The sequence below is a fragment of the Piscinibacter sp. PDB1-1 genome, from assembly GCF_056675995.1.
Genome location: NZ_JBWVZJ010000001.1, coordinates 2491196 through 2512070, shown reverse-complemented (window position 1 = coordinate 2512070; position 20875 = coordinate 2491196). Strand labels below are relative to the sequence as shown.

Annotated in this window: 20 protein-coding genes; 7 read left to right on the top strand and 13 right to left on the bottom strand. The window is 68.4% G+C overall.

All coding sequences use genetic code 11. The features are described 5' to 3' along the window. Nucleotides 1–5 precede the first annotated feature (5 nt). On the top strand, nt 6–938 hold the full coding sequence (gene abnA, locus AC1KAR_RS11600) for an arabinan endo-1,5-alpha-L-arabinosidase AbnA (protein ID WP_480317625.1): 933 nt from the start codon (nt 6–8) through the stop codon (nt 936–938). Nucleotides 939–963: 25 nt separating this feature from the next. Here abnA and AC1KAR_RS11595 read toward each other — a convergent pair whose 3' ends face one another. From AC1KAR_RS11595 to AC1KAR_RS11575, 5 genes are all read right to left on the bottom strand, one after another. After that, nucleotides 964–1500 (bottom strand): DUF3617 domain-containing protein, encoded by a 537-nt coding sequence (locus tag AC1KAR_RS11595; RefSeq protein ID WP_480317623.1) that lies wholly within the window; start codon nt 1498–1500, stop codon nt 964–966. Between the two features lie 29 nt (nt 1501–1529). Beyond that, a complete protein-coding gene (ydiK, locus tag AC1KAR_RS11590; RefSeq protein WP_480317621.1) occupies nt 1530–2645 on the bottom strand; it encodes an AI-2E family transporter YdiK in 1116 nt (371 codons plus the stop codon). 50 nt (nt 2646–2695) lie between these two features. Next, nucleotides 2696–3202 carry a TPM domain-containing protein gene (locus tag AC1KAR_RS11585; RefSeq protein ID WP_480317619.1) on the bottom strand — a complete coding sequence of 169 codons (507 nt, stop codon included), beginning with the start codon at nt 3200–3202 and terminating at the stop codon, nt 2696–2698. An 81-nt stretch (nt 3203–3283) separates the two neighbouring features. Then, nucleotides 3284–4192 (bottom strand): TPM domain-containing protein, encoded by a 909-nt coding sequence (locus AC1KAR_RS11580; protein WP_480317617.1) that lies wholly within the window; start codon nt 4190–4192, stop codon nt 3284–3286. 15 nt (nt 4193–4207) lie between these two features. Then, complete coding sequence (locus AC1KAR_RS11575) at nt 4208–4816, bottom strand: LemA family protein (protein ID WP_480317615.1); 609 nt, start codon at nt 4814–4816, stop codon at nt 4208–4210. 136 nt (nt 4817–4952) lie between these two features. Between AC1KAR_RS11575 and AC1KAR_RS11570 the strand changes: the two genes are divergently transcribed. Further along, nucleotides 4953–5741, top strand: coding sequence for a Rossmann-fold NAD(P)-binding domain-containing protein (locus AC1KAR_RS11570; protein WP_480317613.1), 789 nt, complete (start codon nt 4953–4955; stop codon nt 5739–5741). Here the strand turns inward: AC1KAR_RS11570 and AC1KAR_RS11565 are convergent. From AC1KAR_RS11565 to AC1KAR_RS11550, 4 genes are read right to left on the bottom strand one after another with little or no spacing between them, the layout of a single operon-like run. Next, nucleotides 5692–6969, bottom strand: coding sequence for a biosynthetic peptidoglycan transglycosylase (locus tag AC1KAR_RS11565; RefSeq protein ID WP_480317611.1), 1278 nt, complete (start codon nt 6967–6969; stop codon nt 5692–5694). The two genes, AC1KAR_RS11570 and AC1KAR_RS11565, sit on opposite strands and share 50 nt — an antisense overlap. 8 nt (nt 6970–6977) lie before the next feature. Continuing rightward, on the bottom strand, nt 6978–7505 hold the full coding sequence (locus AC1KAR_RS11560) for a hypothetical protein (protein ID WP_480317609.1): 528 nt from the start codon (nt 7503–7505) through the stop codon (nt 6978–6980). After that, a complete protein-coding gene (gene xrtQ / locus AC1KAR_RS11555) occupies nt 7492–8337 on the bottom strand; it encodes an exosortase Q (protein ID WP_480317607.1) in 846 nt (281 codons plus the stop codon). The genes AC1KAR_RS11560 and xrtQ overlap by 14 nt, the downstream gene beginning before the upstream one ends. Nucleotides 8338–8340: 3 nt before the next feature. After that, entirely contained in the window at nt 8341–10404 is a 2064-nt protein-coding gene (locus AC1KAR_RS11550) for a VIT and vWA domain-containing protein (RefSeq protein WP_480317605.1), read from the bottom strand. A gap of 230 nt (nt 10405–10634) precedes the next feature. Between AC1KAR_RS11550 and AC1KAR_RS11545 the strand changes: the two genes are divergently transcribed. From AC1KAR_RS11545 to AC1KAR_RS11535, 3 genes are all read left to right on the top strand, one after another. Further along, nucleotides 10635–11150 (top strand): glycoside hydrolase family 12 protein, encoded by a 516-nt coding sequence (locus AC1KAR_RS11545; RefSeq protein WP_480317603.1) that lies wholly within the window; start codon nt 10635–10637, stop codon nt 11148–11150. 3 nt (nt 11151–11153) lie between these two features. Continuing rightward, the gene (locus AC1KAR_RS11540; protein WP_480317601.1) at nt 11154–11375 is read left to right on the top strand and encodes a hypothetical protein; all 222 of its coding nucleotides are present in this window, start codon (nt 11154–11156) and stop codon (nt 11373–11375) included. A 90-nt stretch (nt 11376–11465) separates the two neighbouring features. Next, nucleotides 11466–11828 (top strand): hypothetical protein, encoded by a 363-nt coding sequence (locus tag AC1KAR_RS11535; RefSeq protein ID WP_480317599.1) that lies wholly within the window; start codon nt 11466–11468, stop codon nt 11826–11828. An 18-nt stretch (nt 11829–11846) separates the two neighbouring features. Here the strand turns inward: AC1KAR_RS11535 and creC are convergent, their stop codons facing one another. From creC to cysK, 4 genes are all read right to left on the bottom strand, one after another. Further along, on the bottom strand, nt 11847–13280 hold the full coding sequence (creC, locus tag AC1KAR_RS11530) for a two-component system sensor histidine kinase CreC (RefSeq protein WP_480317597.1): 1434 nt from the start codon (nt 13278–13280) through the stop codon (nt 11847–11849). Between the two features lie 36 nt (nt 13281–13316). Further along, nucleotides 13317–15056: a diguanylate cyclase domain-containing protein gene (locus AC1KAR_RS11525; RefSeq protein WP_480317595.1), complete on the bottom strand. Its 1740-nt coding sequence runs from the start codon at nt 15054–15056 to the stop codon at nt 13317–13319. A gap of 135 nt (nt 15057–15191) precedes the next feature. Then, nucleotides 15192–15908, bottom strand: a complete 717-nt coding sequence (gene creB, locus AC1KAR_RS11520; RefSeq protein ID WP_480317593.1) for a two-component system response regulator CreB — start codon at nt 15906–15908, stop codon at nt 15192–15194. Between the two features lie 105 nt (nt 15909–16013). Beyond that, on the bottom strand, nt 16014–16934 hold the full coding sequence (cysK, locus tag AC1KAR_RS11515) for a cysteine synthase A (RefSeq protein ID WP_480317591.1): 921 nt from the start codon (nt 16932–16934) through the stop codon (nt 16014–16016). A 153-nt stretch (nt 16935–17087) separates the two neighbouring features. Between cysK and hemE the strand changes: the two genes are divergently transcribed. After that, nucleotides 17088–18179 (top strand): uroporphyrinogen decarboxylase, encoded by a 1092-nt coding sequence (gene hemE, locus AC1KAR_RS11510; RefSeq protein ID WP_480317589.1) that lies wholly within the window; start codon nt 17088–17090, stop codon nt 18177–18179. Nucleotides 18180–18561: 382 nt separating this feature from the next. Beyond that, nucleotides 18562–20631: a primosomal protein N' gene (locus tag AC1KAR_RS11505; protein ID WP_480317587.1), complete on the top strand. Its 2070-nt coding sequence runs from the start codon at nt 18562–18564 to the stop codon at nt 20629–20631. Nucleotides 20632–20875 lie beyond the last annotated feature (244 nt).

Sequence of the window (20875 nt, the reverse complement as noted above, 5' to 3'; positions counted from 1 at the left end):
AACCCATGCGATTCACTTTGCGCGGCGCCGCCGCGGCTCTGCTTCTTGCGGCTGCCAGCCTGCCAGCCTCCGCCGCGTTCTGGGAGCTCAGCGGCGACATCGGCGTGCACGATCCGTCCATCATCAAGGAAGGCAGCGCCTGGTACACCTTCAGCACCGGTCAGGGCATCCAGGTGCTGAAGTCCGACAGCAGCGGGCGCAACTGGACGCGGGTGCCGCAGATCTTTCTTTCGCCACCTTCGTGGTGGAAGCTCTACGTGCCGAACCAGGCAAACAACGACGTGTGGGCGCCCGACGTCCACAACTACAACGGCAAGGTCTGGCTGTACTACTCGATCTCGACCTTCGGCAAGAACACCTCGGCGATCGGCCTGGCCTCGGCGAGTAGCGTCGGCGCAGGCCGCTGGACGGACAACGGGATGGTCCTGCGCAGCACGACCGCCAATGACTACAACGCGATCGACCCGAACCTGGTGATCGATGCGCGCGGCAACCCCTGGCTGGCGTTCGGTTCCTTCTGGAGCGGGCTCAAGATCGTGCAGATCAACAAGAGCACGATGAAGCCCACCGGCTCGATGGTCTCCATCGCCAAGCGAAGCGCCGGCATCGAGGCGCCGAGCATCGTCTACCGTAACGGCTACTACTATCTCTTCGCGTCGATCGACCGTTGCTGTCAGGGTGTGAACAGCACCTACAAGATGATCTACGGCCGCTCCACCTCGATCACCGGCCCCTACGTTGACCGCGCAGGAAAGCGCCTGCTCGACGGTGGCGGCACCGTGCTCGACACGGGCAACGTGCGCTGGAAGGGCCCGGGCGGCCAGGACGTGGGCGACGGCGTGATCGCGCGCCACGCCTACGACGCCAACGACGGCGGCAAGCCCAAGCTGCTGATCAACGATCTGGGCTGGACCAGCGACGGCTGGCCCAGCTACTGAGCGAACGCAAGCCCGCCCTGCCCCCTCAGGGCTTGGTGGGCGCCGGCTGCACCGGCTTGAGGTCGCCGCAGCTGGCGCCCACCCACTTGGCCTTCAAGGTGGTCTTGGTGACGGTACTCTTGCCTTGCATCGCCGCCGTCGTGCTGCTCTTGACGACGTAGCTCTCGGGCCCTGCAAAGACTGCCTCGCCCTGCGTCACCGAAGCCGGCTCGGAGCAAGTGGTGGTCCACTTCCAGGAGCTGCTGCTGCGCGTGCCGTAGTCGGTCTTGCACTGGCCCTGCCCGGTCTGCCAACGGCTTTCGTCAAGCGACTCGCGCGTCTGGCAGATGCGCATCTGCCCCCCGCTGATGTCGACGCCGTGCTGCTTCATGTTCTCGGCCATGCGATCGCGCATGGCCGCCGGCATGCTCTTGATTTGCTCGGTGATGTCCGGGTCCTTCTTGCCGTCGGTCTCGCGTTCGCTCTGCACCTGCCAGAGGCCGGGTTTGATGGGTGCGGTGGTTTGCGCCAAGGCAGACGAGGCTGCAAACGCCAGGGCTGCGGCTACGAAACAAGTCTTCATGGTGTCGTTCTCCCGATGGGTCAGCAGCGTCAGGCCGCAGGGGTGGGTTCGAGCCAGCGCATCAGCAGCGTGTACGCGATGGCGAGTACGACCGGCCCCACGAACAGGCCGACGATGCCAAACGCGATGAGGCCGCCGATCACGCCGCCGAAGATGAGAAGCAGCGGCAGGTTCGCGCCGCCGGCGCGTATCAACAAGGGCCGCAGTACGTTGTCCATGGTGCCGACGACCACGGTCCACACGAGCAACACCGTGCCTGCGACTAGGTGTCCATTCCAGTACAACCATGCGAGTGCCGGCAACAGGACGATCACCGGGCCCACCTGCGCAATGCACAGCACCAGGATCACCGCCGACAGCAGGCTGGCGAAGGGCACGCCCGTGACCGCTAACCCGATGCCGGCCAGCACCGTCTGCGCCAGCGCGGTGCCAACGACACCAAGCGCCACGGCCCGCACCGAGCGGCCGGCGAGTTCCACCACTTCGCTGCCCTGCTCGCCCGCCAATCGCTGCCCGAATCGGATCAGCACGCCACGCACGCTCTCTCCACCGGCGTAGAGGATGGCGACGAACACCATGCACAGCGCCAACTGAACCAGGAAGATCCCGATGCCCCCCAGTAGCGAGGCGCCCCACTGCGCCGCCTTGCCGGCATAGGGTGCAGCGCGTGCGAGCAGGCCCTGCTTGCCGGCCTGGGCGAGATCACTCCAGATCTGCGACACCTTTTCACCGACCATCGGGATGTCCTTCACCCAGTCTGGCGGCATCGGCAGTGGAGAACTGGCCAGCGTGCTGATCCAGCCGGTAATGATGTCTGCGTTCGAAATCAGCGTCTCCACTGCAAGCGCCACCGGCACGATGAAGACGAGCAGGATGAGCGCTGTCATCACCGTGACCGCGAGCGATCGCCGACGCAAGCGCGACTGCAGCCACAGCATGGCCGGCCAGGTAGCGATGACGATCGTGCCGGCCCACAGTGCAGGCAGCAGAAAGGGACGCAGGATCCAGAACGAACCCACGATCAGCACGCCGAGCAGCAGTACCGCGAGCAGATTGCGGCTGAGGTCGCGGCGCACCACCCACTTCTGCACGCCGTGGCTCGGCGGGTCGGCGGGAACGGGGACGACCTCTTCGGTCACGGGCATCGGGTTCTCCTTGGTGGCTCGATCGGGTGTTGCAGTCGGCGCTCGCAGGGTCAGAGCAGCACCACGCCGTCGGGCAGTTCGTTGACGTTACCGGCATCGCCATCGGCTGGGAAGTGCTGCACCAGCAACGCAGTCACCGCATCGACGGCTGACTCCAAGCCATCGACGAATCGGCGTTCGCGGAAGGCCACCGACATGCGCGCCGCCAGCTCCGCCCATTGCGCCGCGTTCACATGGCGATCGATGCCCCGATCAGCCACGATCTCGATGGCGTGCTCGGCGAGCAGCAGGTAGATGAGCACGCCGTTGTTGGCTTCGGTGTCCCACACTCGCAGCTTGCCGAACATGGCCACGGCCCGCTCGCGGGCGCTCGCATCGCGCCACAGATAGGACCACGGCAGGCTGGCCTCGACGCAGATGCGGATCTCGCCGGTGTGACGCTTCTCGCTCGCGCCCACGCGTGCCCGCAGGCTTTGCAGGGCCGTGTCGCCGAGCGCGCGTCGTGCATCGGCCTCGTCGACGAGGCGGTGCTTGAGGATGCGTTGGAACTTGTTCATCACGGGGCCCGCCCGGCCGCCCGAATGGCCTGGTGCGCCCTTGCGAGGGACAACGCGTGAAGTGCGTGGGGGCTCAACATGTCACCAATCTCCCGAGGCGCCGCCGCCGCCGAAATCACCGCCACCGCCCGAGCCGAAGCCACCGCCTCCACCACCGAAGCCGCCCCCTCCGCCACCACCACCTCCGCCCCAGATGATGGGCCCACCGCCACCGCCGAGCCCGCCTCCGCGGCGCGAGCCGACGCCCATCACGCCGACCATGACCAGTGCAATCAGCCCGACACCCCCGGCGATCAGCAGGCTCGTGGTGAACAGCCAGCCCAAACCTCCGGCAGCACCGGCCGTGGCGAGTGACCCCAGCTTGCGACCGAAGATGCCGGTGAGCACCGCGCCGATGATGGGCACACCCACGAAGAAGAAGATTGCCAGGCTCTCGAGGTCGAAGCCGCCGCCCGCCGCACGCTGATTGCGCTCGCGAACACTGGGCTCGGGCAGTCCTTCGGTGCCGATTCGCTCGGCGATGCGGTCCACGGCCGCGTTGAGCCCACCCGCAAAATCGCCCGCCTTGAAGGCCGGCGTGATGCGGTCGGTGATGATCTGCCGCGCTGCCAGATCAGGGATCGCGCCTTCGAGCGTCTTGGCGACTTCGATGCGCACCTTGCGGTCGTCCTTGGCGACGACGATCAGCAGCCCGTCGCCCACGTCGCGGCGGCCAAGTTTCCACGTGTCACCCACCCGCTGCGCGTACGTCGCGTCATCCTCCGGCAGCGTGCTCGCAACCATCAGCACCACGATCTGCGAGCCGCGCTCGCGCTCGATGCCTTCGAGCTTGGCGCTCAAGGCCTGCACCTGAACAGGCGTGAGCGTGCCAGTCTGGTCGATGACGCGCCCGGACAGCGGCGGCACCGGCTGCACGTCTTGCGCATGCAGCGGCGCGGCGAACCACAGGGCCGCCAGCAGCGGCCACAGCCAGCGCAACGATCCGCGCATCGCGGTGCGTTCGGCTTACTTGGAGGCCGGCTTGTCGAAGCTCACCGTGGGCGGGGCGGAGATCTGCGCCTCGTTCTGCACAGTGAAGCTCGGCTTGGGCGAGTACCCGAAGATCTTGCCGGTGAGATTGGTCGGGAAGCTGCGCGCGAGCACGTTGTACTCCTGCACCGCCTTGATGTAGCGGTTGCGCGCCACAGTGATGCGGTTCTCGGTGCCTTCGAGCTGCACGCGAAGATCCTGGAAGCCCTGGTTGGCCTTCAGATTGGGGTAGTTCTCGGTGACGACCAGCAAGCGGCTCAGCGCGCTGCTCAGTTCACCTTGCGCCTGCTGGAACTTGTTGAACGCCTCGGGGTTGTTGAGCGTCTCGGGCGTCACCTGGATGCTCGTGGCCTTGGCGCGTGCCTCGACCACCTTGGTCAGCGTCTCCTGCTCGAAGTTGGCCTCGCCTTTCACCGTGGCGACGATGTTGGGGATCAGGTCGGCGCGGCGCTGGTATTGGTTGAGCACCTCGGACCAGGCCGACTTGGTCTGCTCGTCGAGCCGCTGAAAGTCGTTGTAGCCGCAGCCGCTCAAGCCGAGCGCGGCAGCGAGGGCAAGAGTGGCAAGCCAGAGTCTGCGAATCATCGTGTGTCCTTTCGAGCCTTGTTTCGAGCCAGGGAGCGCGCATCGGGCGCTGAACGAGAGCGGTGTGCATGCTACTCCGCTGCCGTGTCAGCCCGCACAAGCCCCTCGCCGAGCGACCGGCGAGATACTTGCCGCCATGTCACTCCTCAACGAAGCCCTGCGCGCGGGCCACGCGCCCACCAGCCAGCGCGCCACCCCCGCGATGGAACAGGTGCTCGTCGTGGGCGGCGGCGGCGCCCTCGGCTCGGCCCTGCTGGAGCAACTGCTCGGTGCCGGCCGCCACGGCCGGGTGAGCGTGCTGGTCCAGCAGCCGGTGCAGCCCGCGCTGCGAGGACTCGCCACCGTGCCATGGCAGCCAGACCTGCCGGGCCGCTTCGGGCCGACCGCGCTCGTCGTGTTCGACCGCGAGCGCAGCAACAACGGCCGCGATCAGGCGTTTTTCCGGCCTGAGCCCAAGCGCGTGCCCGAGATCGCGCAATGGCTGCAGCGCAGCGGCGTGCGCCACCTGCTGGTGGTGATGCCGCACACGCAGGCCTCGCTGCCCGAGGCGCTGAAGCGCGGCCTGGCGAGCCTGGACGAGCAGGCCGTCGCGCAGCTCGGCTTCGAGCACCTGGTCTTCATCCGCTCTGCCGAGGCGCCGCGCGGGCGGCGCGAGGGGCACGCGCTGCAACGCCTGGCGCACTGGATGCTCTCGCAGCTTCACTTCATGGTGCCGCAGCACGAGCGGCCGGTGCGTGCGATCAAGGTGGCGCGGTTCGCCGCCGAGATCGCCGCGCAGTTGCCCGCCACGCCAAGCGGCACCCGTGTCGTTCCGCCCGAATGGGTGTGGGAGGCCGCCCAGACGAACGACGTGCCCGCGCTCGCCGCGCAGTGGCTCAGCGGCCAGCCGCTGCCTGAGACGCGGCAACGGCGAGAGCGGATGTGAGCGCCGGGCGCGGCGGCTGCCAGCGCGCCGCCGTCTTGCGCAGCCGCTCGCGCTCACGCATCGTGGTCGGGCGCAACTGATCGGCCACCCACGCGAGGCGCTCCGCATTCGGCGCGCCCTCGCGGCCCAGACGCGACAACTCTCGGTTGGGGTTGTGCAGCAGCGTCGCCAGCCACACGGCCTCGATCGGCGCGAGCGCGTCGGGCGGCTTGTTGAAGTACTGCTTCGCCGCCGCGTGCGCACCGCACAGGCCGTGGCCCCACGGCGCCATCGCGAGATAGAGGTTCAACGCACGCGCCTTGCCCAGCGTGCGATCGATCTCCACCGCATACAGCAGCTCGCGCAGCTTGCGTGCGTGGCTGCGGTTGTCGCCGGTGTAGATCAGCTTGGCGAGCTGTTGCGGGATGGTGCTCGCGCCGCGCAGCGGTGCTTCGCCGCCCGCGCTGTCCGTCCATACGGCCATGATCTCGTCGAGGTCGTAGCCACTGTGCTGGTGAAAGCGCTGGTCTTCGGCGGCGAGCACGGCGCGCGGCAGCCACTCGCCGAAGCCATCGGCCGCACCGCAGGCCGGCTCGGCATTGAGCAGGGCCTCGGTGCCCAGGCCCGCCACCCGCAGACCCTCGATGCGCGGCGTGAGCGCGAAGCGGTTGTCCGGCAGCGCCCATCGCGCCCTGGCGCTCAGGCGGCCGTCGATCTGCGCACGGTCGAACTCCGGGATCTCGCGGCGGAACAAGGCGAACGCACGCGCTACCGGCTCGTCGGCCACCTTGAAATCGAGCACCAGTTTCTGCCGCTCGATGCGCGACGACCAACGCCCCTGCAAGGCATGCGGTGCCTCACCGAGAGAGAAGCTGCCCTGCAAGCGCATCTCGGCATCGGGCACCACGGTGAACTCCACACGCGACAGGCGGATGGCCTCGCGCCCCAGCTCACGGCGCTGGAAGGTGCACGGCGCACACACCGCGCGCCAGGTGTTGGGCGCGGCCATGGCCTCCCAGCGCACGGCGCCGAAACGTGTGTGCAGCGTGCTGCCTTCGAGCAGGCGCAGCGCGAAGGGATGGCTGGCGATGCGCAGCAGGGCCGGCATGCTCACCTCGTGCGACCAGGGGCCGGCGCGCAGCGGGTGGGTCCAGTCGCCCGGCGCGGGCTGCAGTGAGCGCAGCGCAAGAACCACCGCCAGAGAGACGCTGAAGAGCGCCCCCAGCGCGAGACCGATCGTCAGCTTCATCCATCGGCTCATAGCGCCCTCGCGGTGGTGACGGCCTGCCACGGCCCGGTGGACTGGCCGAGCTGCGCCGCCCAGAACCAGCTCGATGCATCGGTGTAGGCCTGACCTTGCGCATCGACGATGCGCTCGCACACGCGCAGGCGTTGCCCCGCGCGCTCGGCGATGAAGCAGCGCCACAGCCGTGCCCGCGCATCGCGCTCCAGTTGAGCCTGCGCGATGCGATAGCCGAGGCCGCGGTAGCAGTCGACCGCGGGGTGCAGCATGCGCGTGGGTTCGCGCACCTCGCGCAGCACCACGACCCGCTCACCATCGGTGAGGCGTGCGATGTGGCCGGGAAAGCGGGCCGCGAAGCGCGTCTCGACGGCGCTCAGGGCCAGCGGGCGCAGGGGCTGGCCGTCCCATTGCGTGGGCCACTCCGGCGCGGAGCGCGCCCCTTCTGCGGCGGCCGATGCGGGCCGCAGGAGCGGCAGCAGCCCGCACAACGCCGCCACCGCGGCCAGCAGCAGCTTGCCGGGCAGGCCATCAAGCGCGCGCATCGCGGCCTCCCTGGATCACCCACACGACAGCGCTGCACACCAGCAGCAGCACGCCCAGGCCCACGCCCTGGTGCAGTGCCTCGGGCACGCTCGTGCGCTGCGCCTCCAGCGCCACCAGCACGCTGTTGCGCAGCACGTTGCCGGCCAGCACCAGCAGCCCGGCGAACGGCAGACGCGCGAGCAGCTCGCGATCTCGCAGCCCGATGAAGGCCGCCACGCTGAAGGCGCAGAAATAAGCCATCCACACCATCTGCACACCCGAGCACGGCGCATCGACGATCACCAGCCGGCCCTGCACCGTCATCGCTGCGCCGCTGCGCTCTGCAGCGAAACCCAGCGCCTGCAGCAGCCAGGTGCTGCACTGCGCCGTCACCACCCGCAGCGGGTAGCCCGCGTAGAACTGCAGCGACGACACCACCGGCAACGACAACAACGCGAGTCCGGCCATCGGCAGCGCGGCCTGGCCCGACGGCATGAAGGCGCGCAGCCCCAGCGCCATCGACAAGGCGGCCAGCAATGCGCCGATGAGCGGTGGCAGGTTGAACAGCGACCACGTGGCCGCGGCGCTCGTGCCCAGCGCGGCGGTCAGCCAGGCCGGCTTGGGCGAGGCGCGCAGCTGCGGCTCCAGTTTCCACACGCACAGGCCCAGCACCGCGAGCGCCGCCAGGCCCAGCGGGTCGTCCGACCCATCGGCCAGGCGCGCCGCCGCCCAGCGCCAGTGCGGCCAGAGGGCCACTGCCAGCAGTGCCAGCCAAACCATCGGCGGCAGGCCCGCCAGGCGCGCGCGCCAGCGCCCGGCCGGGTGGGTGTCGATCACGAAAGCGGTGGCCATGACTCAGCTCTCGCGGCGGCGCAGCCACAGCGAGCCGCCCACGATGAAGGCCACCATCAGCAGCGCCGCCATCGCCCCCGGCTCCGGCGTGCTCGGCACCTCGGCGCCGATGGCCAGGTTGCTCACGCCTTCAGGCATTGGCGAAGGCTGGTCGACGCCGGCGGTGAGCGCCGGGTTGGTGTTGCGCACGCGCTCGTCGACGGCGATGAAGCTCGTGTACTGCGTGAGTAGGTGGTAGGTGAGGCCCAGCCCGGTGATGGCGGCCTTGTGCGCGCTGCCGCCTTCGAGTGCCTCCTGGTCGCTCAAGCTCGCGATGCGCTGGCGGGCCCACAGATGGCGCAACGCCGACGAGGTCTGGTCTTCGCGCCCTTGCGTGCTCAATTCGCTGCGATACGGGCCATCGGCCGCGCGGCCTTCGATGACGAGCCTGCCGTTCACCGGTTGCTGGCCCTCGGCCCCGCGCCACTTGCCGAACAGCACCACCGGGCGGCCGCCCATCACGTCGGGCAGTTGCGCGGGCTCGACGTCGTACACCTCCATGCCTTCGAAGCGCGCGGTCACCTGCGTGAGCACTGGCGCTTCGATGATGGCGCGCAGGCGCTCGGCCTGCTCGGCGGCGTACTCGGGCTTGGTGACGACAAAGGCCTCGCCCTGCCCCGCGCGCGCCATGCCTTCGATCAGGTGGCGGTTGACACTGCTGCCGATGCCGAAGGCAAACACATTGGCCTGGCTCAGGTTCTCACGGATGAGCTTGAAGACCTCCGCCTCGACGCTCACGTAGCCGTCGGTCACGACGATGATGCTGCGCGACACGTCGTCGGCCTTCGGCAGCGCCACCACGCGCTTGATCGCCGGCACGATCTCGGTGCTGCCGCTGCCACCCATCTGTTTGATCACGCGCAGAGCTTCGTCGATGTTGGCGCGCGTGGCCGGCACCGAACTGGGCGCGAGCATGCGGTTGCTGCCCGAGAAGAGCATCACGTTGAAGGTGTCGCTCGGGCGCAGGCTGCCGATCAGGTTGCGCAGCAGCACCTTGCTCGTCTCCAGCGGGTAGCCGTGCATGGAGCCCGAGATGTCGACCACGAAGACGTAGTCGCGCGGGTTGATCTGGCGCGTGCTCACCGCCTTGGGCGGCTCCACCATCGCGAGGAAGAAGTTCTCGTCGCCGTCTTCACCATCGCTGCCGCGGTAGAGCATCAGTCCCGACTCGATGCGGTCACCGGCGAGGCGGTAGCTGAGGATGAAGTCGCGGTTGTTCGCCGGCCCGCTGCCCGGCTTGAGCGCCACGGTGGTATGCCAGCCGCCCGAGCCGGCGATGTCGACGTCGTGCGAAGGCGAGCCGATGGCCTTCACCGGCACGGGGGTGTCGAGCTTCACGCGGATGTCGAAGGTGGCGTTCGGTGGCTCGCCGCTCTTCAGGTACGCGCCACCAATGGGCGCCGAGCCCGCCGCGTCGTGGGCCGCGCTGTTGTAGCGCGGGCCCACGACCGTAGGGAACACGAAACCGTAGACCGCATCGCGCGGCGTGAGCAGCTCGGTGTAGCGCAGCTCCACCGCCACGTCGTCGCCGGGCAGGATGTTGGCTACGTTCATCTCGAACACATTGGGGCGCTGCTGCTCGAGCAGGGCCGCGGTCTTGCCTTCGCGCCTGGCGGCCTGGTACTCGATGCGCGCCTGCTGCTTCTCCTTGATGCGCGCGGTGATGAGCCGCTCGCCCAGGCGCACCGTCATCGCGTGCACCGCCGCCTGCGTCGAGGCCGGGAAGAGGTAGCGCGCCTCGATCGGGCGCTGGCCTTCGTTGCGGTAGTGCTGGGTCACCGTCACGTCGGCGATCACGCCGGCGATCTTCACGTCGACCTGGGTGGATTTGAGCGGCAGGCGGTCCACGCCCGGCTCGCTGCTGTTGACCGCGAAGTACGGGCTCTCACCGGGGCGGGCCTCGGAGTCGTCGGCGTGGGCCGGCGACCAGAACAGCATCAACACGGCCGAGAACACGGCCAGGGCAATGCACCACATCACGCGGCCGGTGGGCGTGAGCGGGCGGTAGGGGATCTGCGGGCGGGGCATGGTTCGTTCTCCTGGCGGCGGCACCGAAGGGTGCGCACGGCCAGCAGGTTCGCGCCCGCAGGCGAAGCGGGTTTGAAGCCACGTGCAGCGTGTGTGAAGCCTGTGTGAAGCCCACGGTGGATTGCATCGACTCAGCAAATTGCACGAACGTGCTAGTTTTCACCGATGCGGGGCCCGGGCGCGCGGCGCAGCATGCGCCTCCACCCCCAACACACAGAGGAGAACTGCCCATGACCGCATCCCTGTACGCCTGGCAGCGCCGCGCCCTGGCCGCACTCGCGCTCGCCACGCTGCCCACATTCACCTCGGCCGCCGTCTGGCAGTCGTCCGACCGCTGGGGCACGTGGAACAACGGCGGCTACACGCTTTACAACAACATCTGGGGCTCGGGCTACGGGCCGCAGACGCTGTGGGCCAACTCGTACAGCAACTGGGGCGTGTGGGCCAACCACCCCAACAGCGGTGGCATCAAGTCGTACCCCAACGCCACGCGCCACATCAACAAGAAGATCAGCGCCATCAACACCCTGAGCGCGAAGCTCAACGTGAGCACGCCCAGCGGCGGCGCCTGGAGCTCCACCTTCGACATCTGGGACACCAACCACAAGTACGAAATCATGCTGTGGCTCAACTACACCGGCACTGCCGCAGGTGGCGGCAACGTGAAGCCCATCGCCTCGCAGTACGACAGCGCCGGCAACGCTGTGCCGGTCTACAAGAACGTGAGCGTGGGCGGCGCGACCTGAAACGTGTTCCGGGGCAGCAACGGCGCGAACGCGGTGTTCTCGTTCCTGCGCACCACCAAGACCAACAACACCACGGTGGACGTGAAGGCCATCCTCAACTGGTTGCGCCTGCGCGGCTGGATGGGCGACGTGACGGTCGGCGAAGTGCAGTACGGCTTCGAGATCACCTCGTCGTCGCCGGGGCTCAACTTCAACGTCAACAGCTATTCGGTGACGTCGAACTGAGCCCTCCGACTGGGCAAAGAACGCAACTTCGTCACACCCGCCGGCCGCACCGGCTGCGCACTGGCGAGCGTTTGGCTGTGCAATCGCGGCATGAACACCGCCCTCTGCCGCCCCGTGCTGCTCCTGCTGCTGGCCGCCTCGCTCGCCTCGTGCAAGGTGGTCAACACGCACGTGGTCAAAGTGACGAGCACGCCGGTGGTGGACGAGGCCTCCGAGGTGCATCTCAAGACCACCCAGGGCAACGTCTTTCTCGGCACGCAGTCGATGACGCCGAGCGGGCGCGAGCTGCTGCGCGGCGTGCGCCCCTTTCAGTGCGTGGAGATCAAGACCTCCGAGCCATGGGACATGAAGCGGCGCGAGGTGCGATTCGGCGACTACCGCTTCAAGAAGCTGCCTGAGACCGACCGGGAGTGCCGCAAGGTGAAGGTGGGGCCGCGCATCTCGGTCGACTGAGGCCAGGACGAGCGCGAATCAGCGGCTCAGCGGCAGCGCGAGCGTGGCCACGGCGCCGCCGCCCGGCGCGTTGCGCAGCGTGACACGCCCCTCGTGCAACTCGGCGATTTCCTTCACGAAGGGCAGGCCGAGGCCGGTGCTCTTCTTGTGCGTGCTGGGCCGCGCCAGTGAATAGAACTTCTCGAACACCTTGTCTTCGGCGTAGTCGGGGATGCCCGGGCCGTGGTCGCGCACGCTCAGCTCGACGCTGCGGCGACGGCGCTGCAAGCCGAGCGTGACGGTGCCGCCAGCGGGCGAGAAGTCGAGCGCGTTGTCGACCAGGTTGGACAGGGCGCGTTGCAGCAGGAAGGCATCGGCCTCGACCGTGGCGTCGTCGGCGCCCTCTTCCACCGCGATGCGCAGGCCACGCGCTTCGGCGCTGGGCGCGGCGCTGGCAGCCAGCTCCTTCAGCATCGGCCGCAAGGCCACCGGCGCCGTGGCCTCCAGGCTGCGCCTCGATTCGAGCGCGGTGAGCTCCATCATGCGGTCGACCAGCTCCTGGATGCGCTGTGTCTCGCGCGCGATGTTGCCGGCGAAGCGCGCGCGGTCGGCGTCGGGCATGGGCTCTTGCAGCAGCTCGGCCGCGCCGCGGATGGCCGACAGCGGGCTCTTCACCTCGTGCGTGAGCGTCTGCACGTAGTCGGCCACGTAGTTGCGGCCGGCCAGCGCGTCGCGCATTTCGTCGAACGACGCGCGGAAGGCGGTCCACGCACGGCGCAGCAGGCGCGCCGGATGAAAGCCGCGCTGCGCGCGCGCGTAGCGCAGGTAGTCGGCGAACACCCCGAACGGCCGCACCAGCCACACCGAAAGAATCACGACGAAAAGGATCAGCGCGACCACCGAGGTGGTGCCCACCAGCAGCGTCTTGCGGCGCGCCGCCTGCACGAACTGGCCGAAGCTCTGCACCGGCTTGCCCACGCTCACCGCGCCGATGATCTGGTTGGCGACGCGGATCGGTGCGGCGACATACATCACCGACGTGCTCGCATCGTCTTCGACATCCTGCGAAGTGCGCGCGCCGTATTCACCTTGCAGCGCACGGTGGATGTCGCGCCATTGCGAATGATCGGCACCGAGCGCGCGGTGGGTGGAGTCGAAGACGACGGTGCCGCCTCGATCAACGACGGTGAGACGCAACTCGACGCGCGTCTTCTCGAAGCCATAGATGTCGGCCTGGAAGCGGCGCGCGTACAGCGCCTTGAACACGGGCTCCAGCGCCTCGACCTGCAACGAGCCATCGCGCGAGCTGCCTTCGATCAGCGTGGCCATCAGGTTGGCCGTTTCGACCAGCGACTCCTCGGCCGATTCACGGTAGCGCGGGTCGATCTCCTGCAGCTGCCGGTACATCAGCAGGCCCACGCCCAGCACGTAGGCGAGCAGGATGCCGATGAAGATGCGGTTGCGCTTGGTCATGCGCCGGCATCTTAGAGAGGCCGGCAGGGAGGGAGGTCAGGCGGTCGAGCGGGCAGCAGGTTTCGACGCCGCCTGCGTCGTCGGTGACGTGGTGGCTGGTGTGATCGCCTGGCCGGCCGAGACGCGCGGGTTTGTCGCGCGTCGCACCCGGTTCTTGCCCGCCTCTTTGCCGCCGTACATCGCGGCATCGGCCTTGCGCAGAAGTTCATCGCCGTCGTTGGCGTCGATGGTGGCGATGGCGTAGCCCACTGTCATGCCCACGCGGCACTCCACCTGCCCCACCTTGAACGGCGCGGCCGAGCAGGCCAGCAGCTTGCGGCCCACCTGTTCGGCCTCGGCCTCGCCGCGCAGCTGCGAAGCGACGATCACGAACTCGTCGCCACCCAGGCGCGCCACCAGGTCACCCACGCGCACTGCACGCTTGAGTCGCGCACCCATGAGGGTGAGCAACTCGTCGCCCGCATCGTGACCATGGGTGTCGTTGATGGGCTTGAAGCCGTCGAGGTCGAGCAGGTAGACCGCCGTCAGGTTCTCGGCGCTGGAGCCCTGCAGCAGCGCCGGCATGCCCAGTTGCAGGCCGCGGCGGTTGAGCAGGCCGGTGAGCGGGTCGGTCTGCGAGATCTGCAACACGCGGGCGTGCTCGCGCTTGGCCTGTTCGGCCGCGATGCGCAACTCGTCGGCGCGCACGCTGAGGACGACCATCCACGCCACGGTCTCGAGAACGGTGCACACCTGATAGGCACCCTGTGCCCACGGTTCGGCCGTCAGGTGCCCGGTGTTGAGCGCGGTGAAGCAGCCCACGCCCACGCTGTAGACACCCCAGCCGGCGAAGGCCCATGCTGCCGCGCGGTCGCCCTGGCGGGCACGCTTGTACGCAATCGGCAGGGCCAGCAGCATGGGCAGCCCGCCAAGCAGCGTCGTCACCTTCGAGGCCTGGCTGTAGTCGATCAGGCCCGCCGCGAACAGCCCGGCACTCGCGAGCGCCAGGCCCGCCACGGCTTCCATGGCCCGGGCAGCCCAGCGGCTGTGCTGCGCCACGTAGAGCGAACGCACCACGAACAGGCTGCCGAAGGCCAGCACGCCCAGCAGCAGGAAGGGCGGCGCGTTCTGCGTGAGCCAGGCATTCGTGGGCCACAGGTGCTGGGCGGCCACGCCAAAGTACGACGGGAAGAACAGCGTCGTGCACACGCAAGCCACAGAGAACCACAGGTACATCAACTCCCGCGTGATCAGTGCACGCGCGGCGGTGAAGCAGATCATGCAAAGACCGAAGCCAAGCGCCAGCCCTTGAAGCAGATCGATGAGGCTCTGATGGCGGATCAGCGCCGACGTATTGAGCAGCGACACCGGCACGATGGTCGCGTTGGCGCCGCTGTTGCGCACGCGGATCAGCAGCTCGTAGGTGCGCCCGGGCTCGATGTCGAGGCGGACGGACGGCACCGCCGTGGGCGCGGGCCGGTCGCGCACCAGCAGGTGGTCACCCATGAGCGCGGTCTGAACGCGCTGGCCGTCGGTGATCAGGTGCACCTCGGCCAGGTCGAGCGGCGCGTAGTCGATCACCAGCCACCACGGGCCGGGCTGGGCCGGCGCATGCAGCGGAATGCGCAACCAGACCGTCTCCTTGCGCGGGCCCAGGTTGCCGTAGGGGCCCGTCGGTGCCTCGAAACGGCTGGCCTGTGCGGCGACCTCTTCCCAACCCATGCGGTTCGTTGGGTCGCCCAGGGTCGTGACCTGCGGCCAGAGGTCGATGCTCTCGGGCACGCCTTGGGCGTGCACGGCAGGCGCCGCCCCGAACAACAGGCAGGCACAGAAAGCGGCGAGAAGCAGAAGGTGGCGCATTGGAGGAGACAGACAGCATTGAAGGCGGAGTTCCGCCTCGTCCATCTCGGTATCGACCCGAGCGCCGCGCCCTTAAGGCTCTGTAGAAGGAGAAAGTGGCAAATCTTCCACAAGCGCGTAGCCGCTGCCGCGGTGCGTGCGGATCGGATCGAGCTCGGGCGCCACCAGCTTCATCTTGGCGCGCAGGGTTTTCACGTGGGCATCGACCGTGCGGTCGAGGCTCTCGGAGCTGTCGTCCCACACCTTGTCGAGCAGGGTGTCGCGCGAGAACACGTGGCCGGGCCGGGCGGCCAGCGTCGCCAGCAGGCCGAATTCGTAGCGCGACAACTCCAGCAGCGCGCCGTAGTAGCGGATCTGTCGCTTGCCTTCATCGACCACCAATGGCTGGGCGGTCTGGGCGGCCGGCACCACGGCGGCGGCCGGTTTGCTCGCGCGGCGCAGGATGGAGCGCACCCGCGCCACCAACTCGCGCGGCGAGAAGGGCTTGGGCACGTAGTCGTCGGCCCCGAGTTCCAGGCCGACCACACGGTCGATCTCGTCGCTGCGCGCGGTGAGAAAGATCACCGGCACGTCGGCCAGCGCGCGCAGGCGCTTGAACACCTCGAAGCCGCTGGCGTCAGGCAGGCCGACATCGAGGATCACCAGCGCCGGCGGCAGGGCCTGGAACTGCTGCAGCGCTTCTTCGCCGGTGGCGACCCAGGTCGGCTCGAAGCCCTCGGTGCGCAGGGCGTACTGAAGGGTGTCGGCGATGCCGGGTTCGTCTTCGACGATGAGGACGCGCGGTTTCATGTCATCAGGTCAACGAAGTGGAGCCGGCCGAGCGCCGGGCCGCTCCCAAGCCGGCCGGCCATCCCCTCGGGGGATCGATCGCCGTACCCGGCGAGCGAGGGGTCGTCATTCCGCGGGGAGGAAGCCTTCGATGGACAGATAGCGCTCACCGGTGTCGTAGTTGAAACCCAGCACCGTTGCGCCCTTGGGCAGATCGGGCAGCTTCTGCGCGATGGCCGCCAGCGTGGCGCCCGACGAGATTCCCACCAGCAGCCCCTCTTCGCGCGCCGAGCGGCGAGCCATTTCGCGCGCCGCCTCGGCCTCGACCTGGATCACGCCGTCGAGCAGGTCGGTGTGCAGGTTCTTCGGGATGAAACCCGCCCCGATGCCCTGGATGGGGTGCGGGCTGGGCTTGCCGCCGCTGATGACGGGCGAGGCGCTCGGCTCCACCGCGAATACCTTCAGCTTGGGCCACATGCCCTTGAGCACCTTGGCGCAGCCGGTGATGTGGCCTCCGGTGCCCACGCCGGTGATGAGCGCATCCACGCCGCTCGGGAAGTCGGCCGCGATCTCCTCGGCGGTGGTGCGCACATGCACGTCGATGTTGGCCGGGTTGTCGAACTGCTGCGGCATCCATCCGCCGGGCGTTTCGGCCAGGAGTTCGGTCGCCTTGGCGATCGCCCCGTTCATGCCCTTTTCGCGCGGCGTCAGCACGAAGCTCGCGCCATAGGCCAGCATCAGGCGGCGGCGCTCGACGCTCATGCTCTCGGGCATCACCAGCACCAGCTTGTAACCCTTGACCGCCGCGACCATCGCCAGCCCGACGCCGGTGTTGCCCGAGGTCGGCTCGATGATGGTGCCACCCGCCTTGAGCTGGCCGCTCTGCTCGGCCGCCTCGACCATGGCCATGGCGATGCGGTCCTTGATCGAGCCGCCGGGGTTGGCCCGCTCGCTCTTCACATAGACGTGGTGGCTGTTGCCGAACAACCGGTTCATGCGGATGTGGGGCGTGTTGCCGATGGTTTGCAGGACGTTCTGGGCAAGCATGACAGTCTCCGTGGCGATGACGGCAAATTATGAGCCCCGCACCTGCGAAGCACGGTGCCCATCAAGCAACGCCCGCGGAACCGGCTTTGCCGGGCCGCCAGGCGGCGCCCCCTGGGGGCAGGAGCGCAGCGACTGGGGGGCGATAATTCTTCGATGTTTGCACCGCTCCAAAACGACAGCTTCCTGCGCGCCTGTCTGCGCCAACCGACCGACCACACCCCCGTGTGGCTGATGCGCCAGGCCGGGCGCTACCTGCCCGAGTACCGCGCCACGCGTGCCCAAGCCGGCAGCTTCATGGGGCTGGCCACCAACACGGAATACGCCACCGAGGTCACGCTGCAGCCGCTGGAGCGCTACAAGCTCGACGCCGCCATCCTGTTCAGCGACATCCTCACCGTGCCCGACGCCATGGGCCTGGGCCTGAGCTTCGCGCTCGGCGAGGGCCCGAAGTTCGCGCACCCGGTGCGTGACGAGGCCGCGGTCGCCAAGCTCGAAGTGCCCGACCTCGACAAGCTGCGCTACGTGTTCGACGCCGTGACGTCGATCCGCAAGGCGCTCAACGGCCGCGTGCCGCTGATCGGCTTCTCGGGCAGCCCCTGGACGCTCGCCTGCTACATGGTCGAAGGCGCCGGCTCGGACGACTACCGCCTGGTCAAGACCATGCTCTACAGCCGGCCCGACCTGATGCACCGCATGCTGCAGGTCAACGCCGACGCGGTGGCCGCCTACCTCAATGCCCAGATCGAGGCCGGCGCGCAGGCGGTGATGATCTTCGACAGCTGGGGCGGCGTGCTGGCCGACGGCGCCTTCCAGGCCTTCAGCCTCGACTACACCCGGCGCGTGCTGGCAAAACTCAAGCGCGAGCACGGCGGCCAGCGCATTCCGCACATCGTGTTCACCAAGGGCGGCGGGCTGTGGCTGGAAGAAATCGCCGCGGCCGGCGCCGACGTGGTGGGCCTGGACTGGACCGTCAACCTCGGCACCGCCCGCCAACGCGTGGGCGACCGCGTGGCGCTGCAGGGCAATCTCGACCCCAATGTGCTCTTTGCCGCGCCGCAGCAGATCCGCGACGAGGTGGTGAAAACACTCGACAGCTTCGGCCCGTGGCAAACCGCAAACGGCGGCCGGGGCGGCCACATCTTCAACCTCGGGCATGGCATCAGCCAGCACACGCCGCCCGAGAGCGTGTCGGCGCTGGTCGACGCGGTGCATGAGCACTCACCCCGGATGCATCGACAGGCCTAATCCGAGATCGATTTCTGTCACAGCTGGTTGCAAAGTTTCGGAACGACAGGCGGGACTTTCCCCGTGAGCGCGCACTCAGGGCTTGACTTATCCCCAAAAGCTTGCGAACGGGATCCGGCCTCGATTGTTGTTGCATTGCAGCAAAAGTGCTGGGGGTTACGTCGCTAAGTTGTTGATTTTATTGAGCGTTGAATTTGCCTGAAAACGGGGCAACGCAACGCCAAGGCCCAAGAATCAAGGATCTAGCTGCGATTTTTGACGGTTTCCCACAAAGTTATCCACAGTCTTCGTGGAAAGCTTCAAAAGGTCAGCAAAATCATCGACTTAAGCCTATTCCTTCAAGAAGATCAGAGTTTTCCTACGCAAGTGACCCCGCCTCGACATGGATGAACCGCAACGCATTCGCGTCGCCATCGAGGCTCCGCAACACACCGGCCTGCAGTCCGCGCTCGACTACCTGAGCGATCGCGCACTCCCCCCCGGCACCCTGGTGCGTGCGCCGTTTGGCCGCCGCGAAGTGGCCGGCATCGTGTGGCCGGGTGAGCCGTCGGACGAACCCGGCCTGGCGCTCAAGCCCATCACACAGGTGCTGAGCGCGCTGCCGCCGCTGTCGGCGCGCTGGTGCGAGCTGGTCGGCTTCTGCGCTGCCTACTACCAGCGCAGCCTGGGCGAGGTGGCCTTGTCGGTGCTGCCGCCCGAACTGCGCAAGCTCGACGCCGCGCAGTTGGCCTCGCGCATCAGCCGCCTGCAAAAGCGCTGGGCCGAGCCGCTCGAGCCGGCCGTCGCCCCGGTTCGCCCGCCACTGAGTGCCGACCAGGCCGCCGCGCTCGACCGCATCGCCGCCATCAGCCAGCCCGGTGCTGCGCCGGTGGTGCTGTTGCACGGGCTGACGGGCAGCGGCAAGACCGAGGTCTACCTGCGCGCCGCCGAAGACGCTCTGGCGGCCGGCCGCCAGGTGATGGTGCTCGTGCCCGAGATCAACCTCACGCCACAACTCGAGGCGCGCTTCGCCGAGCGCTTTGCTGGCGGCGCTTCGCCTCGCCGCATCGTCGCCTTGCACAGCGGGCTCACGCCGGCCCAGCGGCTCAAGAACTGGCTGGCCGCCCACCTGGGTCTGGCTGACCTGGTGCTGGGTACGCGGCTGGCGGTGTTCGCATCGATGCCGCGGCTCGGCTTGATCGTGGTCGACGAAGAGCACGACCCCTCGTACAAGCAGCAGGACGGCTCGCGCTATTCAGCGCGCGACCTGGCCGTCTACCGCGGCAAGCTCGAAGGCGCGTGCGTGGTGCTCGGCTCGGCCACGCCTTCGCTGGAGAGCTGGCAGCGCGCCGAGCAGGGCCGCTACGAACGCCTGACGCTCGCGCAGCGCATCGGCGGCGGCGTGCTGCCGGCGGTGCGCATCATCGACATGAACCTGCTGCCCAAGGCCCCGGGCGTGACGACCACCTTGTCGCCCCAGCTCGTGGCCGCGCTCGGCCGGCGGCTGGAGCGCGGCGAGCAAAGCCTGCTGCTGCTCAACCGCCGCGGCTACGCGCCGGTGCTGCACTGCGGCGCCTGCGCCTGGAAGAGCAACTGCCCGCACTGCAGCGCCTGGCGCGTCTTCCACAAGCTCGACCGCACGCTACGCTGCCACCACTGCGGCTTCAGCCAGCCGGTACCGCGCGCCTGCCCGGAGTGCGGCAACCTCGACATCGCACCCATTGGCCGCGGCACCGAGCGGCTGGAGGAGCAACTCATTGCCAGCCTGCCCGGCGCGCGCATTGCCCGCATCGACGCCGACAGCACCCGACACAAAGGTGAGCTGGAAGCCCGCCTTGCCGCCGTGCATGCGGGCGAGGTCGATGTGCTGGTGGGCACACAGATGATCGCCAAGGGCCACGACTTCCGCCGCATCACGCTGGTGGCCGCGGTGAGCCCCGACAGCGCGCTCTTCAGCAGCGACTTCCGCGCACCCGAACGCCTCTTCTCGCTGCTGATGCAAGCGGCGGGGCGCGCAGGGCGCGACGCCGAACAGGCCGCGCGCAGCGAGATGTGGGTGCAGACCTGGCACCCCACGCACCCGATCTACGCGGCCCTGCGCCAGCACGACTACGTGTCCTTCGCCGCCAGCCAGTTGAAGGAGCGCCAGATGGCCGGCCTGCCGCCCTTCGCGCACCTGGCCCTGCTGCGGGCCGAGGCGCGCACCGTCGAAGCCGCCCGCGCCTTTCTGCAAGCGGCGGCCGACATGGCCGCGCAACTGCCAGGTGCGAGCGAACTGCTGATCTACCCCGCCGTGCCCAGCAGCGTCTCGCGCGTGGCCGACATGGAACGCATGCAAATGCTGGTGGAGGCCAGCACGCGCGGCGCGCTGCAGCGCGTGCTGACGCCGTGGATGGCCGAGCTGCCGAGCTTGCGCAGCCAGCACAAGGCGGTGCAGCGTTGGGCGCTCGATGTCGACCCGCTGGCGATCTGACACGCCCGGCCAACGCCACGGCGATCGCACGGCGCGCCTGAAAACAGCCCGCCCCAAAAGAAAAGCGGGCTGCGCTCACGCGCGGCCCGCCGAATGAGCCACAGCATTCAGGGAGGGAGGAGGGAGCTGTGACCCGGGATTGATCCTAGGGAGCCCCCTTTCGAGCGTCTGTAGGACAACAGGCCGTCTGCGCGTCGCGCGTTTTCGCCTGAGCTTTGCCTCGCTTTCGACTCTGCCAAACCGC